Here is a 19,796-nt window from a genome sequence, read left to right as displayed (position 1 = left end):
CCTTCCTTTGCTTCAGCGCTTGAGCTTCGGGTCCAGCGCATCGCGCAGGCCGTCGCCCAGAAGATTGAAGGCCAGCACGGCCGCGAGGATCGCCATGCCGGGGAAGGTGACGACCCACCATGCGCGCAGCACGAACTCGCGCGCGTCGGCCAGCATGGTTCCCCACTCGGGCGAAGGCGGCTGCGCGCCAAGGCCGAGGAAGCCGAGCGCCGCCGCGTCGAGGATGGCGGTGGAGATGCCGAGCGAAGCCTGCACGATCAGCGGCGCAGCACAGTTGGGCAGCACCTCGCGGAACATCAGCCGCAGCGTGCCGGCGCCGCTCACGCGCGCGGCCGTGACGTAGTCGCGCGAGACCTCGGCGATGACAGCGGCGCGCGTGATGCGCACATAGTGCGGCAGCACCACGATGGCCACCGCGAGCATCGCGTTGATGAGGCCCGGCCCGAGGATCGCGACGATCACGATGGCCAGCAGCAGGCTGGGCAGCGTGAGCACGATGTCCATCAGCCGCATGATCGCGATCTCGAGCACGCCGCGGAAGAAGCCGGCGATCAGGCCGAGCACGATGCCGACGACCACCGACAGCGCCACCACCGCGACGCCGATCGACAGCGACAGGCGCGCGCCGTACATCAGGCGCGAAAGAATGTCGCGCCCGATGGCGTCGGTGCCCAGCAGGTAGCTCATGGAACCGCCCTGCTGCCACGCCGGCGGCTGCAGGAAGGCGGCGCTGTTGGTTTCGTTGGGCGCGTGCGGCGCGATCCACGGTGCGAAGAGCGCGACCAGCAGCAGCACGACGATGGTGGCGAGCCCGATGACCGCGCCGCGGTTGGCCGAGAAGGCCGTCCAGAATTCGCGCCAGGGGCCGGGAGGTGCGGTGCTCTTGCCCGCACCGTCGGAAACGGTGATTTGCGTGGTTGTCGCCATGGGGAAGCTCAGCGCCTGATGCGCGGGTTGATGACGCCGTACGCCACGTCTACGAGAAGATTGACCAGCATCACGATGCCGCCGAGCAGCAGCATGCCGCCCTGCAGCACCGGGTAGTCGCGCCGGCCGATGGCCTCGATGAGCCACTTGCCGACACCGGGCCAGGAGAAGATGGTCTCGGTGAGGATCGCGCCCGTGAACAGCACGCCCACCTGCAGCCCGATGACGGTCACGACCGGGATGAGCGCGTTGCGCAGCGCATGCAGCCCCACCACGCGAAAGCGCGACAGGCCCTTGGCGCGCGCGGTGCGGATGTAGTCCTCGCCCAGCACCTCGAGCATGGCAGAGCGCGTCATGCGCGCGATGACCGCGAGCGGCACGGTGCCCAGCACCACGGCCGGCAGCACGAGATGGTGCAGCGCCGACCAGAAGGCGCCGGTGTCGCCGGCGCGCAGTGCGTCGATCAGCAGGAAGCCGGTGTCGGGCTCGACGTAGTACTGCACCGCGATGCGGCCCGACACGGGCGTCCATCCGAGCTGCACCGAGAAGAACAGGATCAGAAGCAGCCCCCACCAGAAGATCGGCATCGAGTAGCCGGTGAGCGAGGTGGCCATCACGCCGTGGTCGAAGATGGAATTGCGCCGCACCGCCGCGAGGATGCCGGCCGGCAGCCCGAGCAGCAGCGCGAAAAGAATGGCGCACACCGCGAGCTCGACCGTGGCCGGGAAGAGCGAGAGGAACTCGCTCATCACCGTGTCCTGCGTGATGAGCGACTTGCCGAGGTCGCCGTGCAGCACGCGGGCGATGTAGATGCCGTACTGCACGATCACCGGCTTGTCGAAGCCGTAGGCGGTGCGCAGTTCGGCATGGCGCGCGGGGTCGATTCCGCGCTCGCCGGCCATGGTTTCAATGGGATCACCCGGCACGAGCCGGATGAGGAAGAAGGCGAGCAATGTCATGCCGAAGAAGGTCGGCACCAACAGACTCAAACGGGTAAAGACAAACCTGAGCATCGACCCGCGAATATGCAAGATCGATGCCTCGGCCCCACCCGGGCCGAACCCTTATTCCGGCACTTACTTCTTGGCGTCGCGCAACTCGCGGCGAAGGATCTTGCCGACCGGCGTCTTCGGCATGTCGGTACGAAACTCTACGATGCGCGGCTGCTTGTAACCCGTAAGGTTTGCTCTGCAGTATTCGCGCACCTGAGCCTCCGTGAGCGAAGGGTCTTTCTTGACGATCACGAGCTTCACGGCCTCGCCGGTCTTGTCGTCGGGCACGCCGACCGCGGCGCACTCGAGCACGCCCGGAATCAGTGCGACCACATCCTCGATCTCGTTCGGGTACACGTTGAAGCCCGACACCAGGATCATGTCCTTCTTGCGGTCGACCACCTTGAAGTAGCCGCGCTCGTCGACCACGCCGATGTCGCCGCTCTTGAAGTAGCCGTCGGCCGTCATGACCTTGGCGGTCTCGTCGGGACGCTGCCAGTAGCCGGCCATCACCTGCGGGCCCTTGATCGCGATCTCGCCGCGCTCGCCGACGGGCACTTCGTTGCCGTCGTCGTCGAGCAGCTTGAGCCAGGTGCTCGGCAGCGGCAGGCCGATGGTGCCGGTGTAGGCCGTGCTGTTGGTCGGATTGCAGGTGGCCGAGGGCGAGGTTTCGGAGAGGCCGTAGCCCTCGCAGATCGGGCAGCCGGTCTTCTCGAGCCAGAGCTTCGCGACAGCGGCCTGCACCGCCATGCCGCCGCCGACCGAGACCTTCAGGTTCTTCCAGTTGACGGTGTTGAAGTCGGGGTGGTTCGCCAGCCCGTTGAAGAGCGTGTTGACGGCCGGGAAGCTGTGGATCGTGTGCTTCGACAGCTCCTTCAGCACGCCGGGAATGTCGCGCGGATTCGGGATCAGGATCAGCTTGCCGCCGGTGCGCATGCTCAGCATCATGCCGACCGTGAACGCGAAGATGTGATACAGCGGCAGCGCGCAAACGCCGGTGGGCTGCTCGTTGGCCGGCACCTTGTTCATGACCGGCTCGTTCCACGCCTCGGACTGCAGCACGTTGGCGATCACGTTGCGATGCAGGAGCACCGCCCCCTTCGACACGCCGGTGGTGCCGCCGGTGTACTGCAGCACCGCCACGTCGTCGGGGCCGATGGCCACGGGCTTGAGCGTGACGCCCGCGCCCTTGTCCAGCGCGTCGTTGAAGCGCACCGTGCCCGGAAGGCTGAAGGGAGGCACCATCTTCTTGACGTTGCGTACCACGTAGTTGACGAGCGCGCCCTTCAGGAAGCCGAGGCGGTCGCCCATGGAAGCCAGCACGATGTGCTTGACCGGCGTGCTCGCGATGCATTGCTGCAGCGTGGTGCCGAAGTTCTCCATGATGACGATGGCCTTCGCGCCGGAGTCCTTGAGCTGGTGCTCGAGTTCGCGCGGCGTGTACAGCGGATTCACGTTGACCAGGATCAGCCCGGCGCGCAGGATGCCCGCGACCGCGATCGGGTACTGCGGGCAGTTGGGCATCATGACCGCCACGCGGTCGCCCTTGGCGAGGCCCAGGCTCTGGAGGTAGCCGGCGAAGGACTTGCTCTGCCTGTCGGTCTCGCCGTAGCTGATGTCCTTGCCCATGAAGCTGTAGGCCGTGCGGTCGGCGTACTTCGTGAAGCTCTCTTCCATGAGCGCGACCAGCGATGGGTACTGCGAGGCGTCGATATCGGCGGGCACACCCTGCGGATAGCTGCTGAGCCAGGGACGATCGGTCATTGTTTTGTCTCCTCCGGGAGTCGGACTGTTGAAAACGAAAACGGCGCACGAAGTGGCGCCGCGAAGAGCTCGTCCGCAGCGCGGACGGGGACCTTCGGCCTATTCGATGGCCTTGCCCATATCTTCCACTACTTTTTTAGCATCACCAAAGACCATCATGGTCTTGTCCATGTAGAAGAGCTCGTTGTCCAGGCCGGCATAACCCGCGGCCATGGAGCGCTTGTTGACGATGACGGTCTTGGCCTTGTAGGCCTCCAGGATCGGCATGCCGTAGATCGGGCTGCCCTTGGTGTGCGCGGCGGGGTTCACGACGTCGTTGGCGCCCAGGATGATCGCCACGTCGGCCTGGCCGAACTCGCCGTTGATGTCTTCCATCTCGAAGACCTGGTCGTAGGGCACCTCGGCCTCGGCCAGCAGCACGTTCATGTGCCCAGGCATGCGGCCCGCCACCGGGTGGATCGCGTACTTCACGGTGATGCCCTTCTCGACGAGCTTCTGCGCGAGTTCCTTCACCGCGTGCTGGGCGCGAGCCACGGCAAGGCCGTAGCCGGGCACGATCACCACCGTCTCGGCGTTGCCTAGCACGAAGGCCGCGTCGTCGGCGCTGCCGCTCTTCACGGGGCGCTGCTCCTTCGCGCCGCCCGTGGCCGCGGCCGCGTCGCCGCCGAAGCCGCCCAGGATCACGTTGAAGAACGAGCGGTTCATGGCCTTGCACATGATGTAGCTCAGGATCGCGCCCGAGGAGCCCACCAGCGAGCCGGCCACGATCAGCATCGCGTTGTTCAGGCTGAAGCCGATGCCCGCGGCCGCCCAGCCCGAGTAGCTGTTGAGCATCGACACCACCACCGGCATGTCGGCGCCGCCGATCGGGATGATGATGAGCACGCCCATCACGAAGGCCAGCGCCAGCATCGCGAAGAAGGCCGGCCAGCTTTCGGTGAAGACGAACACCAGCCCCAGGCCGATGGTCGCGAGACCCAGCACGAGGTTCAGCATGTGTTGGCCCGCGAACTGCACCGGCGCGCCCTGGAACAGGCGGAACTTGTACTTGCCCGAGAGCTTGCCGAAGGCGATCACCGAGCCGCTGAAGGTGATGGCGCCGATGGCCGCCCCCAGGAAGAGCTCGAGCCGGTTGCCGCTCGGAATCGGATCGCCCTTGAGCGCGATGCCGAAAGCGTGCGGCTCGGCCACTGCGGCCACCGCGATGAACACCGCGGCCAGGCCGATCATGCTGTGCATGAAGGCGACCAGCTCGGGCATCTTGGTCATCTCGACCTTGTTGGCCATGTAGGCGCCCAAGCCGCCGCCGACGACCAGCGCGACCAGCACGTAGGCCAGGCCGTTGAGGTTGCCGCTGGCAAGCTTGTAGATCAGCGCGCCGGTGGTCAGCACGGCGATCGCCATGCCGGTCATGCCGAAGATGTTGCCGCGGATCGAGGTGGTGGGATGGCTCAGGCCCTTCAGGGCCTGGATGAAGCAGATGCTGGCGACGAGGTACAGCAGCGTGACGAGATTCATGCTCACTTGGCGGCTCCCTCTTCAGCCTTCGGTGCGGCCTTCTTGTCCTTCTTCTTGAACATCTCCAGCATCCGCCGCGTGACGAGGAAGCCGCCGAAGACGTTCACCGCGGCCAGCGCCACGGCGAGCACGCCCATGGTCTTGCCCAGCGGCGTGTCGGTGAGCGCGGCCGCCAGCATGGCGCCCACGATCACGATGGCCGAGATGGCGTTGGTCACGGCCATCAGCGGCGTGTGCAGCGCTGGCGTGACGGTCCATACGACGTGGTAGCCGACGTAGATGGCCAGCACGAAGATGATCAGGTTGATGACTGTGTGAGAGACGATGTCCATGTTCTTCTCCTCGGCGGGCTGGGTTACTTCTTCGTGACCTGGCCGTCCTGCGTGACGCGGCAGGCGGCGACGATGTCGTCCTCGAGGTCGATCTTCAGCGCGCCCTCCTTGGTGACGATGAGCTTGAGGAAGTCGAGCACGTTGCGTGCGTAGAGCGCCGATGCATCGGCCGCCACGAGCGCGGCGAGGTTGGTCTCGCCCACGATGGTCACGCCGTGCTTCACGACCGTCTTGTCGGCTTCCGACAGCGGGCAGTTGCCGCCCACGCCGTCGGGGCCCTTGCCGGCCGCGATGTCGACGATGACGGAGCCCGGCTTCATCGACTTGACCATGTCCTCCGTGATGAGCGTCGGTGCGGCGCGGCCCGGAATGAGCGCGGTGCTGATGACCACGTCGGCCAGCGCCACGCGCTTGGCGACCTCGGCCTGCTGGCGGGTGAGCCAGCTCGCGGGCATGGGCCGCGCGTAGCCGCCGACGCCTTCGGCCGCGTCTTTTTCTTCCTGCGTCTCGTAGGGCACGTCGATGAACTTGCCGCCCAGCGACTCGATCTGCTCCTTGACGCTCGGACGCACGTCGGATGCCTCGATGACGGCGCCCAGGCGCTTGGCGGTGGCGATGGCCTGCAGGCCGGCCACGCCGACGCCCAGGATGACGACGCGCGCGGCCTTCACCGTGCCGGCCGCGGTCATGAGCATCGGGAAGAAGCGCTGGTACTTGTCGGCGGCGATCATCACGGCCTTGTAGCCGGCGATGTTGGCCTGCGACGAGAGCACGTCCATGCTCTGGGCGCGGGTGGTGCGCGGCGCGGCTTCGAGCGCGAAACCGGTGACGCCGGCGGCGGCCAGGCGCTGCAGGCCGGCCGCGTCGAAGGGATTGAGCATGCCGATGACGACGGCGCCGGACTTCAGCAGCGAGGTTTCGGCGTCGGTGGGCGTACGCACCTTGAGGACCATGTCGGCGGAGAAGGCGCCCGCCTGGTCGGTGATCTCCGCGCCTGCGGTCTGGTAGGCGCCATCGGTGACGCTGGCCGCGACGCCTGCTCCCGACTGCACCCGTACGGTGTGCCCTGAGGCGACCAGTTTCTTCACCGTCTCAGGTGTAACAGCCACGCGGGTTTCGCCTGCCAGTGTCTCGGCGGGCACGCCTATCAGCATAGAGATCTCCTCAGAGCAAGGGGCACAGGGGGAATGCGCGCAGAGCTTACAGCAAGATTACAGCCGATCGCTGTCGCCGGAGTGCTCTGTCGTTTTCATCCCAAAGCTTCGAGGAGCTTATGGATACTATAACTTCAGCTATTCAATTGATAGCGAATTCGGGTATTCGATAGCGGCTCGCAGGGAGGACCGCAGCGTGTTCCCGAGGGTGTCCCGGACAGATTCCAGCCGGATTGCCCGGCAAGGTACTGCCAATGACTGACGGAAGCTCGTCAATCAAAATCTCCATTTGTATCCAACTGCTGCCAACTTCGTTAACAAGCAAACAGAAAACCCAGATTTGCGTGCATTAGTTGCAATCCCAAAAACTTTACCTTAGTCGCAGATAGATACACTTCTGCTTAATCAATCGCCAGTTCACGGAAGCTGACGAAGGGAGGAAAAAAGGGGCTGGAATGCGAATCGCGGTACTCGACGACGGTATAGATCAATTCAAGCGGATCAACCAAACCATGACGGCACTCGAGCACGAGTGCCATCCCTACACGGAAGGCAAGGCGCTGCTGCAGGCCATGCGCCGCCAGACCTTCGACCTGCTGATACTCGGCTGGAATCTCCCCGACATGAAGGGCCCCGAGGTGGTAACGACCATCCGCCGGGATCTCAACAGCCGCCTTCCCATTCTTTTCGTGTCCGACAAACCCGGCGAGGCCGACATGGTCGAGGGCCTCAATGCAGGCGCCGACGACTTCATGGCCAAGCCCGCGCGCGCCGGCGAGCTCGAAGCCCGTGTCAACGCGCTGCTGCGCCGCTCATACCCGGCCCAGCACGAAAACGAACTGATCTTCGGCCCCTATCACTTCTATCCGCCTTCACGCGTCCTGAAAGTACGAGGCGTACAGGTCGAACTGAAGAATCGGGAATACGAGCTCGCACTCTTCCTGTTCCAGAACCTCGGCCGACTGCTTTCGAGGGAACATCTGCACGAGGCCGTCTGGGGCCTCGGCATCGAGGCGCTGTCGCGCTCGCTCGACACCCACATATCGCGCCTGAGGACCAAGCTCGATCTGCGCCCGGCCAACGGCTTCCTGCTCCTGGCCATCTACGGCCTGGGCTACCGGCTCGAAACCATCGAGGCCGATGCGCTGTCCGGGGCCGGCGCACGCTGAACCAGGAATTCCAGCCGAGCTGGGGTAGTCTCTCCAACGGCCTGCGCCATGCGCTTACCGACCAAGGAACGAGACGAATGAACCCGATGATCCGGTTGCTGCTTGCTATCACACTGCTCTGGAGCTGGCTGAGCCCTGCCACCGCTGCGGAGGAAGTCGAGGCCAGCGACATGGTGCGCGGCGGCATGCTGGCGATCCAGATGATCGACCAGGGCCGGGCCGGCGAACTATGGGACGGAGCCACCCCGGCCACCCGCAAGCGGGTGACGCGCGCAGACTTCACCAGCCAGGTCGCCCGAAGCCGTGCCCCCATCGGCGCGCCCCAGATGCGCACCTGGGTGGCGGTCAATCGCCAGGTCGTCGCGGATCCGGACGCCGACACCGCAGGCCAGTACATCAGCGTCGAGTACGAAACCCGCTTCGCGAACAAGCCCGGCGGCACCGTGCGCGAACTCGTGAGCTTCCACCTCGACCAGGACCGCGTCTGGCGCTTCAGCGGCTATGTTCTGAAATAAGAGGGTAAAAGATGGCAAGTCCGCGCTGGAAGCCCAACGTCACCGTTGCCGCTGTGATCGAGCGCGACGGGCGCTTTCTGCTGGTCGAGGAGCAGACCGCCGATGGCCTGCGGCTCAACACGCCCGCCGGCCATCTCGACCCCGGCGAATCGCCAGCCGAAGGCTGCGCGCGCGAGACGCTGGAAGAAACAGCCCATCATTTCACGCCAACTGCGCTCATCGGCATCTATATGGCACGCTCCCGCCCGCTGGCGGAGCGCGGCGAAGACACCACCTACATGCGCTTCGCCTTCGCGGGCCTGCTGGGAGCGTTCGAGGAAGGCCGCGCACTCGACGAAGGCATCGTGCGCACCGTCTGGATGACGGCCGACGAGATCCGCGCGAGCGTGGCGCGTCACCGCAGCCCCTTGCTGCTGCAGTGCATCGAAGACTACCTGGCCGGCAAGCGCCACCCGCTCGACGTGGTCCACGTCGACGAATCGGTGCGATCAGAGCCCTGAAGAAAGAAGAACGAGGCCGTGTTCAGACGATGACGCCGCCGCCGAGGCAGCGCTCGCCGTCGTAGAGCACCGCCGACTGTCCCGGCGTCACGGCCCATTGCGGGTCGCCGAAGCGCAAGCCGAAGACGGCCGGGTTCGCACCGCCATCCACCGCATCCATCTCGCAGGCTGCATCGGCCTGCCGGTAGCGCGCCTTCGAGCCATAGCCGCCCGGCACCGGCGCCTCGCCAGCGATCCAGCTCGCGTCGTCCGCCTTCAGCTGAGACGACAGCAGCCAGGGGTGGTCGTGCCCCTGCACCACCCACAGCGTGTTCTTCTCGACATCCTTGCGCGCCACGAACCACGGCGAGTGGTCACCCGAGCCGCGCTGCGCGCCCTTTTCCTTCACGCCGCCGATGCCCAGCCCCTGCCGCTGCCCCAGCGTGTAGAAGCTCAGTCCCTGGTGTTCGCCCAGCTTGCGGCCGCGGTCGTCCTTGATCGGGCCCGGCTCCTTGGAGATGTAGCGGTTCAGGAATTCGCGAAATGGCCGCTCGCCGATGAAGCAGATGCCGGTCGAGTCCTTCTTCTTCGCATTGGGCAAGCCGATTTCCTCGGCGATGCGGCGCACCTCAGTCTTGTGCAGCTCGCCGACCGGGAACAGCGTCTTCGACAGCTGCGCCTGGTTCAGGCGGTGCAGGAAATAGCTCTGGTCCTTCGAGGGATCGAGCCCCTTGAGCAGTTCGTGCTTGCCGGTCTCTTCGTTCAGCCGTACGCGCGCGTAGTGGCCGGTGGCGATCTTCTCGGCGCCCAGGCGCATCGCATGGTCGAGGAAGGCCTTGAACTTGATCTCCGCGTTGCAAAGCACGTCCGGGTTGGGCGTGCGGCCGGCCTTGTATTCGCGCAGGAACTCGGCGAACACACGGTCCTTGTAGTCGGCCGCGAAGTTGACGTGCTCGATCTCGATGCCCAGCACGTCCGCCACGCTGGCGGCGTCCACGAAGTCGATGTTCGACGAGCAGTACTCGCTGTCGTCGTCGTCTTCCCAGTTCTTCATGAAGATGCCGACCACCTCGTGCCCCTGCTGCTTGAGCAGGTGCGCCGTCACCGCGGAGTCCACTCCGCCGCTCAGTCCCACAACGATCCGATGCTTTGCCATAAGCCCCCTATTGTCCCAGCCCCGTGGAAGGGGCTTCCGGCGTGTGGGAAATCGGGAAAACCCGTGTCGCCGGTTTGTCAGCAGCCCGGTTCGCCGCGAGAAGGCCGGCGCTAAAGTGACTCCGCATGAAGGCGGCACAGATCCGCCAGGCGATTTGCAACAGACAACAACCAGCGGAGACAAGACGCATGGCCACCCCTTCCCCAGCTTCCCCCGCCGCATCCTTCGGCGACAGCACTCCCTGGACACGCGCCTATCCGCCCGGCATGCGCTGGGACGCGGAGCTTCCCGTGAAGCCGGTGGAGCAGATGCTCGACGAGGCCGTCGAGCGCTGGCCCGACCGGTCTGCCGTCGAGTTCATGGGCCAGGCCATCACCTACCGCGAGTTCGGCGCCGCGGTCGAGCGCGCCGCCAAGGGCCTGCAGGACATGGGCGTGAAGCCCGGCGTGCACGTCGGCCTCTACCTGCCGAACACACCGCACTACCCGATCGCCTTCTTCGCGGTGCTGAAGGCCGGCGGCACGGTGGTGAACTACTCGCCGCTGGACGCCGAACGCGTGCTGGCCCACAAGATAGAGGACAGCCGCACCGACATCCTCGTCACGCTCGACCTCGTCAACCTGTACCCGCAGATGGCGCGCCTGCTCGACAACTCGCGCCTGAAGACGCTGGTGGTCGGCAGCCTCGGCGACTACGGTGCCATGGGCGACAAGGTGCAGGCCCAGCTGCAGGGCGCCGGCCAGATCGCCCCGGTGCCCATCGACGAACGGCACGTGCGCTTCGCCGATCTGCTCAAGAGCGAAGGCACGCACAAGACCCATCCGCTGGGCGACCTCGCCGAAGAGATCGTCGTGCTGCAGTACACCGGCGGCACCACCGGCCTGCCCAAGGGCGCGATGCTCACGCACGCCAACCTCACATCGGCCTCGGCGCAGTACTACGAGTCGACCAAGGGCGATCCGCCCATCCTGGCCGAAGGCACCGAGCGCTTCCTGGTGGTGCTGCCGCTCTTCCACATCTTCGCGCTCAGCGCGGCGATGCTGCTCGGCGTGCGCCTTGGCGCGGCTCTGGTGCTGCACACGCGCTTCGACGTCGACGCAGTGATGAACGAGCTCGCCGCCAGCCGGATCAGCGTGTTCCCCGGCGTGCCGACGATGTACACCGCGATCCTCTCGCACCCCAAGGCGAAGGAGATGGACCTGCGATCGCTCAAGTTCTGCGGCTCCGGCGGCGCGCCGCTGCCGGTGGAGGTGGAGCAGCGCTTCTTCGAGCTCACCGGCTGCCACCTCAACGAGGGCTGGGGCATGACCGAGACCTCGCCCGTGGGCACCTTCACGCCCGCGCGCGGCCTGCGCAAGGCGGGCTCGTGCGGCATGCCGCTGCCGCGGGTGCGCATCAAGCTCGTGAGCCTGGACGACCCGACGCAGGACATCACCGCCTTCGGCGAAGCGGGCGAACTCTGCATCAAGGGCCCGAACGTGATGAAGGGCTACTGGAACAACCCCAAGGCCACGGCGGAGTCGATGACGGCCGACGGCTACTTCCGCAGCGGCGACGTCGCGAAGATGGACGCCGACGGCTACCTCTACATCGTCGACCGCACCAAGGACATGCTTCTGTGCGGCGGCTACAACGTCTACCCGCGCGTGCTGGAGGAGGCGGTGTACGAGCACCCCTCGGTGGCCGAGGTCTGCGTGATCGGCATTCCCGACGAGTACCGCGGCCAGTCGCCCAAGGCCTTCGTGAAGCTGAAGGATGGCGCTCCCGAATTGACGCTCGACGAGCTCAAGTCATTCCTGAAGAACCGCCTCGGCAAGCACGAGATGATCGGTGCCCTGGAGATCCGCGCAGAGCTGCCCAAGACGCCGGTGGGCAAGCTTTCGAAGAAGGATCTTGTCGATGAAGAAGCCCGCAAGCGGGCCTGAAACCCTCTACGGCTTCTTCTGCCCGAAGGCCTCTGCGAGCAGCTCGTAGGAGCGCAGCCGGGCGACGTGGTCGAACACCTGCGAGGTGATCATGAGTTCGTCCGCGCCGGTGCGCGCGACGAAGGCTTCCACGCCCTTCTTCACCGTCTCGACCGAGCCCACCACGGAGCACGACAGCACCGAGTCGAGCAGCGCATTCTCCGCCGGCCCGACCTTCTGGCGGTAGTTCTCCACCGGCGGCGGCAGGCGCCCGGGCCGTCCGCTGCGCAGGTTCACGAAGGCCTGCTGCCACGAGGTGGCGCGGAACTCGGCCTCCTCGTCGGTGTCGGCCGCGAACACGTTGAAGCCCAGCATCACGTACGGCTTCTGCAGCTGCGCCGAAGGCTTGAAAGTCTCGCGATAGATCTGGATGGCCTGCATGATCTGCTGCGGCGCGAAGTGCGAAGCGAAGGCATAGGGCAGGCCCAGGTGCGCCGCGAGCTGCGCGCCGAAGGTGCTCGATCCGAGGATCCACACCGGCACCTCGAGCCCCGCGCCGGGCACGGCCCGCACCGGCTGCTGCGGGCTCTTCGACATGAAGTCCATCAGCTCGATCACGTCCTGCGGGAACTGGTCGGCGTCCGATTCCAGGTTGCGCCGCAGGGCACGCGCGGTGCGTTGGTCGGAGCCGGGCGCACGCCCCAGGCCGAGGTCGATGCGCCCCGGGTACAGCGACTCGAGCGTGCCGAACTGCTCGGCGATCACCAGCGGCGAGTGGTTCGGCAGCATCACGCCGCCGGCGCCGATGCGGATGGTGGATGTACCCGCGCCCACGTACGACAGCAGCACGGCGGTGGCCGCGCTCGCGATTCCCGGCATGCCGTGGTGCTCGGCCAGCCAGTAGCGCGTGTAGCCCAGCTTCTCGCCATGCTGCGCCAGCGAGAGCGAGTTGCGGAACGACTGCGCGGCGTCGCTGCCCTCGGTGATCGGGGAAAGGTCGAGGATGGAGAACGGAATCATGGGCGCGATCATGGCGCGAACCGCCCAATTCCGTCGCCCGAGGGGCTATTCGGTTTGGTATAGCGTGGTCACGCTCGCGAAGTCGCGCCCGTTCTGCTCCACGCTCGCCTGGAAGGGCACGCTCTCGCCCGGCGCGATGGCCGGCAGGTTGTCCACCAGCTTGAAGCCGGTGAGCTGCCCGTTGCGGTCGCGCAGGCTCACCCAAAGCCGCACCTTGCCGACGATGCCCGTCCCGGGGTTCTTCACGCTGCCGCTGACCACAACGTACTTGTACGAAAAGCGCTGGCTGAAGTTGAGCAGCACGCTGCCGATCTCGGCCTTGGTACCCGTCACCTTCACCTCCAGAGGCTTGCGCGGGCCGGGCAAGGCGGCGCGGCGCATCGGCTTCCACTCGATGCGCGTGTCGGTGATGCGCTCCATGTCCTGCGGCTCCAGGTAGATGGGGAAGCGCTCGCCGGGGTACAGGTATGCCAGCCCCGCGATGGTGGTCGTGCCGTGCGCCTTGTTGCCGCTGAAGCGCGAGATCACGCCGCCCGGCGCGAGCACTACGGCGTCGGCACTGCGATTGACGAGTTCGCCCAGGAAGAGCCGCTGCTGGATGTTGTTGCGCCCGTCCACGAGCGGCAGCAGCTCGAGCAGCTTGTCGTCGAAGCGCTCGCTGTCCTCGGCCAGCAGGTCGTCGGTGCCCAGGCGCAGCTCTGAATTGAAGGACTCCGGACCGCCCGCGGTGCGGATCACGCGGTCGCCGCTGCTCAGCACCGGCGTGCGCGAGCCCGAGGCCTCGACCGTGCTGTAGCCGATGCGGTAGTCCCATGCCGCGATGGCCGCCGCGCGGCCGAAGCGCGCGATGCTCACGTCCACCGAGGTCCGCCCGCCGGGCTGTATCTCGTTGGCCTGCCCGTAGCCATGGCCGAAGCCGATCACCTGTCCCGCGTCGTCGTACAGCGTGGCCAGCACCTCGAAGCCACCGAGCACGGTGGCGTCCTTGCGGTCGTTGACGATGCGGCCCACCAGCCGCACGCGGTCGCCCTGCTGCACCAGCCGCACGCGCGAAAACACCATGCGCGGCCCCTTCACCGCGCTGTAGGGCTCGGCCAGCTTCTGCACGCGCAGTTCCTGCCGCGTGACGTTCTTGCCGCTGGGCATGTCGATCAGCGCCGGTGCGCTCTCGCCGGGCTCCAGCACCGCCACGGGCAGCATCTCGCTGCGCTCGTCGAGCTTGCTGTCGCCGTCGAAGTACACGGCGCGGACGCCGGCGCGCGACAGCGGCTTGCCGGTTTCGTTGCGCGCCACCACCAGCAGCTTGGGGCTGGCCGAGCTGCCGCTGCCCACGAGCACCTGGCGCGGCTCGTCGAGCTTGAGGCCGTCTGTGGGAATGGTGCGGTCGACCGCGGCCACCACGCGCTGCGAGGCGGACGCGCCGCGCGTGTCGGCATTGCGGCTGCCGAGGAACACGCCCACCACGCTGAAGAGCAGCACCGCGCCTACCGCGACGGCCACCCCGATGCCGACCTTGCGCATCATGAGCGCCTGCCTGCGCGCTTCTTCAGCCGCGAGGCGGCGGCCGGCTTCGTTCTTCACCTGGTTGAGCACGCGCTCCAGCCGATCGGAGACGTTGTCCTCCACCAGCGTGACGGAGCCGCAGTGCTCGCAGGTGTATTCGTTGAGGCCGGTGCGCTTGAGCACGCTGCTGCCGCACTCGCCGCACTTGAGCGTCTGGAGATCGATGGTCATGTCTGAAATGCTGCTCCCGTTTTTTCTTCTGCCGTGGCTTGCCTTCTACCAGTCGAAGGCATCCGCGAGATCGTCGGCCCGGTTCGCGCCGACCAGCGGCGTGAGCCGCTCGACCAGGCGCACGCGGTGCACCGGGTTGACCGAATAGTCGTCCGTGAAGATGTCGTCGCCCGCCTCGTCCCAGACCTGGCCGATGGTGCCGAGGCACGCGGCCATCTCCAGGATGTCGGCAAAGAGCGGTTCGTCTTCTTCCCAGGCGCCCGCGCCATGCCGGGCGAACTGTATCGCGCCGGTGTTCAGGTCGAGGATGAACGGGTCGGCGCCCTGGTCGGCCACCACCAGCCAGTGGCCGGGCCACGCGGCGAGGCGCTCGCCGGTGATGCCGTGCCAGCGATAGCCGGCCTGCAGTTGCCACAGGCGCGACAGCGGCGGGATGCTGAAGGGATTGCCAGCGGTAGGCACGGTAAGCCCCGCATGGCCCACGCGCTCGTTGATCCAGTTGCCGAGCGGCCCGACCTGCTCGTAGAAGACCGCGACGGCTTCGGGCAGCGGGATTTCGCCGCGCCAATGGTCGGCCGCGAGCTGCGGCTGCAGCGCGCCATGCGGAGCCAGGGCTGCGCGAGCCTGTTCTATCGATGCCAAGTGTGTTCTCCGTTCAGGCAGCGCAGGCCGCACGCAGCGCGGCGCGAAGCGCTTCCACGTCGCCGGGCGCGATCTCGCGTACGCCGCCCAGGGCGCCCAGGCCACACGCCGTCGATGCAACGACCGGCACGCCCGCCGCCACGGCGCTCAGCAGCGCACGCGGTGCATGCTCGACGTGCGCGGGCAGCACGACGACATCGGCACCGGCCAGCCAGTCGCCTCGCCAGTTCATGTGCTCGACGCGGCCGATGCCTTGCCAGAGCCGCGCGTCGTCCGAAGCCGAGCCCAGCACGCGCAGCCGGCACGGCCAGCCTTGCAGCGCCGCCGCGAGTTCGCGCGCACCCTTGCGCGCCAGCGCGCTCGCGGCGAAGACGACGAGAGGAAGACCGGCATCCCGGGCATCGGCGCGAATGGCTGTCCTGGACTGGGGCAGCACCCATTCGAGCCGCTCCAGCAGCGCCTGCGGAGCAAGCGCCGCCAGCCGCCGCGCCACCTCGGCATGCGGCGTGACGATGACCGACGCGCGCGCAAGCGCCTGCGACTCGGCACGCACCAGCGACGGATCGGCGCGGAAGTCGCGCAAGGTGGCGTCATCGGGCCAGCGCCGCGAAGCATCGTCGAGCCGCTGCTCGATGTCGGCCATCGGCAGCGCGCTGGCCAGCACGATCACACGTCGGCCGTCGAGCGCACCGAGGCGCTGCAGATGCGGCAACAACGACTGTTCGACCACCAGCTGCGTGTGCTCCGGCTTCAGCCGCGCCGCGAAAGCCTGCGCGAGCCAGCGCTGGCCATCGATCAGGCTGGCCTGCCGCCGTTCCGCCTGCCGTGCCCACAGCCGCTGCCACAGCGCGCGCCGCAGGCTCGCGGCCCACGGTGCCAGCGCGGGCGCAACGCCGTCGGCGACCGGCTCGCGATGCCAGCCCGCTGCGGGCCGACGCCAGAACGCGAGCCGCATCGGCACCGGCTGCATGCGCCGAGCGCGCGGATGCTCTTCCCGCAGGTAGCGCGCGAACTCCGGCGTCCATCCGTCGAGCAGTGCGGCGGTGAGCCCTTCCGGGCCGACATCGACCTGCGGGCGATGGCGGAAGCACGCGGTCTGGTCGCAACTGAGGCAGCCGCGCGCCACCGGCAGCGCGGCGTTCGCGTCGTCGTTCGCACGGCGCACCGTGACGGGCGCGAGAGGCACCGCAGGCATGCCACGGCCTCGGATACGCAGCACCAGTTCCGCGCCGGTCAGCTCCACTTCGAGCCGCCATGCGTGCTTGGCGCGCACCTTGAGATCGATGTAGTTCCAGAACACGGTCGCGTCGACGGCATCCGTGCCCGGCTCGCCGGCCTGCTCGATGCGCGCGGTGTGCCCATGCCGCTCCACCAGCTCGAAGCCCGCGCGCGCAGCCACGGTGGCGAGCGCGTTCGACAGCTGGCACAGCCCGCCGGCCAGCGTAGGCACCACGCAGCCGCCGCGCAGCTCGCGGCCCTGCACGAAGCCGCGCCATGCGCCCGGCCTGCCCAGCTGGCGCCAGAAGCTCAGCACTTCACCGGCCGGCACCTCGACGGCATCGAAGGCGCGCCGCGCCACGCGCAGGTTCTGCACCTTGCCGGCGACGAGTGGGAATTCGTCCGCGCGGCCATCGGTCCACAGGGGAGAGCGGTATTGCGCGAGCACGGGCGCATCGGCCAGTGCGTGGCTGCCGGCATTCCATCGCCGGGCCGAGGGCCGCAGCGTTTCGCGCAGTGCGTGGGCCGTGGCCAGGAGCCGCGAGCGCAGCCAGAAATCGATCGCGTCGATGCGGCGCGGCGGCTGCCAGGCCTGCACGCTCACGCGGAGGGGCCTCTCTTGCGCCACTGGCCGAGGTCGGCCTCGATGCGCTCGTCGATGCTGCCGCTCCACTGCGCGCCGAAGCCGGCCGCTCGCAGCAGCTCGACGATGCGGTGGCCCACGGCCACGGTGTTCGCTTCGCGCTGCTCGATCTCGGGAATCATCCCGCCGCTGAAGGCCAGGTGCAGGCGGCCGGTGCGCACGGCCCGTTCGAGATCCTGCGCGTGATAGAAGCAGCAGCCGCGGATGCCCGAGTCCATGCGGCCCGCGGCGCGCCACTGCTCGCGCACGTCGTCGTGGCCGTCGGCAAGCGTGTTGCCCGCGCGGTGCAGGGCGATGATCTTCTCGCTGCGCAGCTGCGCGAACACGGCTTCGAGCCTGTCGTATTCGGTCTGCGCGGGCCACCCGGATTCGGCGGCGCGCTTGGCGGCGCATGCGCTCTCGGCCTCGGCCTTGACCCAGGCGCGGTCCTCGTAGGTGATCTCGTCGGGGTCGAGGTACTCGTCGGTGATCATCCACTCGACATCGGCATCGGGATGGAAACCGCTCCACACCAGGTCGTGGATGCGTCCGCGCGTGTCTTCGGGGTCGAGAGTAAGGGCCATGCGTGTTGGGCTGCCGCCTCGCGGCAACGGGTCATGCTTTCTTTTTTCCTGGCGGAAGCGTGTTCGTATTTTCACCCGGGCGCACCACGGTGGCGCAGTAATGCGAAAGCATGATGTCCTTCCAGCCACCCTTTCGCACCGCAGCATCATGAAGGATGCGTCATGGCAAGGCAATGCGACTTATGGCGAAGCCGGCTCTGCCGGACGGCCTGCGGGCGGCACCGGCGCGAAGCCGCCATGCGACTGGCTATGCTCGCGGCTCTTCATGCACCAGCCCCCTCTTCCAGCCCCGCCGATCGACGATCAGTTGCCCACCGCGTGGACCTCCGGCATGCCGCAGGCCACGGAGCGCGCGCCGAAGCCGGCCGCCGACTGGCTCGCCTGGCTGGTCGCGCTCGCGGTGCTGGTGTTCATGGCGGTGTTCGGCCTGCAGGCAATGCGCTGGTCGCTGGCCGGCGGCTGGCATTGGCTCTGGATGCTGGTGGGGCTGCCGTTCTTCGGCGTCTTCTCGGTGCTGGCGGTGATGGCCGTCGTCACGAGGCTGCGCGAGCGCCGCCGGGTGCGGGTGGCGCTGGAGAACATGTCGCTGGAACGCGGCGAAGGCTTTCGCGCCGGCGAGCCACTGGAGCTGCGCCTGCGCGCCACGGTGCCCACCGCGCAGGAAGGCGAACGCACGGTGGCGCCGCAGCGCATCGCCGTGCGGCTGATGCGGCACCGCACCCTCGACGCAGCCAGCGAATGCTGCGGCGAAGCCATCGCCTCGCGCGAGGAAGCACGCGACGGCCGGGTGCTCTATGCCTGCGAGCTGCGCGCGGACTCCGGGCTCGATGCCCCGCGGTGGTCGGTCGAACTGCGCGACGCGGCGGACGACATCGGCACGCCCATCCTCACCGCCGCGCTGCGGCGGCTGCCTGATCGCTGACACCCCACCACCACACGCCAGACGCAAAAAGGCCAGGCCATGCATTCCGCATGGCCCGGCCTTATGTCTTCAGCTCTGCAGCGAATTACAGCGGCAGTGCGTCGCCGTGAGCGGCAGCGCGGGCTGCGGCGCGAACCGCTGCGCGATCCACCGAGCTGGCCACGATCGGGGCCACGCCCGACGAAGCGCCTTCGGCATACGGGTCACCGCTGCGGGCGGCGGCCACTGCATCGGCGCGAACGGCGGAGCGGCTGGCCGTCGAGACGATCACTTGAGCCGGGCCGGCGTTGGCACCGGTGGCGTAGGGGTTGGCGCTGTGGGCGGCAACAACGGCCTGGCTGGCGACTTCGGCGCGGCTGGCGGCCGAGGTCAGCTGGTGCACGCCTTCATAGGTTTCGGCGTGGGCACCGCCGGCAACGGCCAGCAGGGCGAGGGAAACGGCGGAGAGGAGCTTCGAGGCGGTCATTTGGATTGGTCCTTCAATTGGTTCGGTTCTTGTTTCTTGGTCTGGATCAGCTGAAGGGCTGGTCCATGGGAAGAATTGTGCGCCCGTCATCTAAGTAAAAACCCTTAGACAATGGAACCACGGTGTTCACACCATGGAAACAATCAACCGCCAGGAAGGCAGATCACCGCCTGTCGTAGAGTCCCCCGCATGAGCGATCCGGCCCCCGCCCCTTCTCCGCCCTTGTCCCCCTGGGGCAGCCCCGACACCGTGTTCGACCGGCTCGCGGGCGAATGGAGCCTGCAGCGCAACATCGAGGGTCAGGCCACCATGAGCGGCGTCGCCACCTTCACGCCGCTGGAAGCCGGAACGCTCAAGTACCGCGAGGAAGGCCGCATCCGCCTGGCCGACGGCAAGGAGTTCGACGGGCACCGCGAATACATCTTCGAGCGCGCGCCCGGCGGCTTCGCGGTGCACTTCTCCGAAACGCCGCCGCGCCTCTTCCACGCCATTGCCATCGTGCGCGACGGCAAGGGTGACGGTGACGTGCTCGCCGGCTCGGCCACGCACCTGTGCACGCCCGACACCTACGACAGCAGCTACCGCTTCCTGCCGGACGGCTCCTTCACCATCCGCCACGTGGTGCACGGCCCGCGCAAGGACTACGTGTCGGCCACCGTCCTGAGGCGACCCGGCTGA

At 67.4% G+C, this 19,796-nt stretch carries 19 protein-coding genes; 6 read left to right on the top strand and 13 right to left on the bottom strand.

Features of this window, described 5'->3' with window-relative positions:
- Positions 1–12: 12 nt before the first annotated feature.
- From SFB74_RS02860 to SFB74_RS02835, 6 genes are all read right to left on the bottom strand, one after another.
- Positions 13–927: an ABC transporter permease subunit gene (locus tag SFB74_RS02860; RefSeq protein ID WP_432729159.1), complete on the bottom strand. Its 915-nt coding sequence runs from the start codon at positions 925–927 to the stop codon at positions 13–15.
- Between the two features lie 8 nt (positions 928–935).
- Positions 936–1,940: an ABC transporter permease subunit gene (locus SFB74_RS02855; protein WP_093203740.1), complete on the bottom strand. Its 1,005-nt coding sequence runs from the start codon at positions 1,938–1,940 to the stop codon at positions 936–938.
- A 63-nt stretch (positions 1,941–2,003) separates the two neighbouring features.
- Positions 2,004–3,683 carry a long-chain-fatty-acid--CoA ligase gene (locus tag SFB74_RS02850; protein WP_432729158.1) on the bottom strand — a complete coding sequence of 560 codons (1,680 nt, stop codon included), beginning with the start codon at positions 3,681–3,683 and terminating at the stop codon, positions 2,004–2,006.
- 99 nt (positions 3,684–3,782) lie between these two features.
- The gene (locus SFB74_RS02845) at positions 3,783–5,207 is read right to left on the bottom strand and encodes an NAD(P)(+) transhydrogenase (Re/Si-specific) subunit beta (protein ID WP_432729157.1); all 1,425 of its coding nucleotides are present in this window, start codon (positions 5,205–5,207) and stop codon (positions 3,783–3,785) included.
- Positions 5,204–5,533 (bottom strand): NAD(P) transhydrogenase subunit alpha, encoded by a 330-nt coding sequence (locus tag SFB74_RS02840; protein ID WP_126022260.1) that lies wholly within the window; start codon positions 5,531–5,533, stop codon positions 5,204–5,206. Before SFB74_RS02840 ends, SFB74_RS02845 begins: the two co-directional genes overlap by 4 nt.
- 23 nt (positions 5,534–5,556) lie before the next feature.
- Positions 5,557–6,687 (bottom strand): Re/Si-specific NAD(P)(+) transhydrogenase subunit alpha, encoded by a 1,131-nt coding sequence (locus SFB74_RS02835; RefSeq protein ID WP_432729156.1) that lies wholly within the window; start codon positions 6,685–6,687, stop codon positions 5,557–5,559.
- A 455-nt stretch (positions 6,688–7,142) separates the two neighbouring features.
- Between SFB74_RS02835 and SFB74_RS02830 the strand changes: the two genes are divergently transcribed.
- The 3 genes from SFB74_RS02830 to SFB74_RS02820 all read left to right on the top strand — a co-directional run bounded on the left by SFB74_RS02830 (position 7,143) and on the right by SFB74_RS02820 (position 8,871).
- Positions 7,143–7,856 (top strand): response regulator transcription factor, encoded by a 714-nt coding sequence (locus SFB74_RS02830; protein WP_432729155.1) that lies wholly within the window; start codon positions 7,143–7,145, stop codon positions 7,854–7,856.
- 86 nt (positions 7,857–7,942) lie between these two features.
- Complete coding sequence (locus SFB74_RS02825) at positions 7,943–8,371, top strand: DUF4019 domain-containing protein (protein WP_432729154.1); 429 nt, start codon at positions 7,943–7,945, stop codon at positions 8,369–8,371.
- Positions 8,372–8,382: 11 nt separating this feature from the next.
- On the top strand, positions 8,383–8,871 hold the full coding sequence (locus SFB74_RS02820; RefSeq protein ID WP_432729153.1) for an NUDIX hydrolase: 489 nt from the start codon (positions 8,383–8,385) through the stop codon (positions 8,869–8,871).
- Positions 8,872–8,893: 22 nt separating this feature from the next.
- Here SFB74_RS02820 and mnmA read toward each other — a convergent pair whose 3' ends face one another.
- The gene (gene mnmA, locus SFB74_RS02815) at positions 8,894–10,006 is read right to left on the bottom strand and encodes a tRNA 2-thiouridine(34) synthase MnmA (RefSeq protein WP_432729152.1); all 1,113 of its coding nucleotides are present in this window, start codon (positions 10,004–10,006) and stop codon (positions 8,894–8,896) included.
- 188 nt (positions 10,007–10,194) lie between these two features.
- Here mnmA and SFB74_RS02810 point away from each other — a divergent pair, with 188 nt between their 5' ends.
- Positions 10,195–11,931 (top strand): long-chain-fatty-acid--CoA ligase, encoded by a 1,737-nt coding sequence (locus tag SFB74_RS02810; RefSeq protein WP_432729151.1) that lies wholly within the window; start codon positions 10,195–10,197, stop codon positions 11,929–11,931.
- 6 nt (positions 11,932–11,937) lie between these two features.
- Here SFB74_RS02810 and SFB74_RS02805 read toward each other — a convergent pair whose 3' ends face one another.
- Genes SFB74_RS02805 through SFB74_RS02785 form a run of 5 tightly spaced genes read right to left on the bottom strand, consistent with a single transcriptional unit; the run spans position 11,938 to position 17,730 of the window.
- Positions 11,938–12,930, bottom strand: coding sequence for an LLM class flavin-dependent oxidoreductase (locus tag SFB74_RS02805; protein ID WP_432731864.1), 993 nt, complete (start codon positions 12,928–12,930; stop codon positions 11,938–11,940).
- Between the two features lie 45 nt (positions 12,931–12,975).
- Entirely contained in the window at positions 12,976–14,664 is a 1,689-nt protein-coding gene (locus tag SFB74_RS02800) for an FxLYD domain-containing protein (RefSeq protein WP_432729150.1), read from the bottom strand.
- A 45-nt stretch (positions 14,665–14,709) separates the two neighbouring features.
- Positions 14,710–15,306: a hypothetical protein gene (locus tag SFB74_RS02795; RefSeq protein WP_432729149.1), complete on the bottom strand. Its 597-nt coding sequence runs from the start codon at positions 15,304–15,306 to the stop codon at positions 14,710–14,712.
- Between the two features lie 13 nt (positions 15,307–15,319).
- A complete protein-coding gene (locus tag SFB74_RS02790; protein WP_432729148.1) occupies positions 15,320–17,128 on the bottom strand; it encodes a VanW family protein in 1,809 nt (602 codons plus the stop codon).
- Positions 17,125–17,730, bottom strand: a complete 606-nt coding sequence (locus SFB74_RS02785; protein WP_432729147.1) for a DUF6891 domain-containing protein — start codon at positions 17,728–17,730, stop codon at positions 17,125–17,127. Before SFB74_RS02785 ends, SFB74_RS02790 begins: the two co-directional genes overlap by 4 nt.
- A gap of 265 nt (positions 17,731–17,995) precedes the next feature.
- Here SFB74_RS02785 and SFB74_RS02780 point away from each other — a divergent pair, with 265 nt between their 5' ends.
- Positions 17,996–18,652: a hypothetical protein gene (locus tag SFB74_RS02780; RefSeq protein WP_432729146.1), complete on the top strand. Its 657-nt coding sequence runs from the start codon at positions 17,996–17,998 to the stop codon at positions 18,650–18,652.
- A gap of 85 nt (positions 18,653–18,737) precedes the next feature.
- Here the strand turns inward: SFB74_RS02780 and SFB74_RS02775 are convergent, their stop codons facing one another.
- Positions 18,738–19,118, bottom strand: coding sequence for a helicase SNF2 (locus SFB74_RS02775; protein WP_432729145.1), 381 nt, complete (start codon positions 19,116–19,118; stop codon positions 18,738–18,740).
- A gap of 189 nt (positions 19,119–19,307) precedes the next feature.
- Here SFB74_RS02775 and SFB74_RS02770 point away from each other — a divergent pair, with 189 nt between their 5' ends.
- Entirely contained in the window at positions 19,308–19,796 is a 489-nt protein-coding gene (locus tag SFB74_RS02770) for a DUF6314 family protein (RefSeq protein ID WP_432729143.1), read from the top strand.

Origin of the sequence: Variovorax xiamenensis (assembly GCF_050916385.1) — a bacterium.
GTDB lineage: Bacteria > Pseudomonadota > Gammaproteobacteria > Burkholderiales > Burkholderiaceae_C > Variovorax.
The sequence above is the reverse complement of the archived record's forward strand: the minus strand, read 5'-3'. Positions and strand labels throughout refer to the sequence as shown.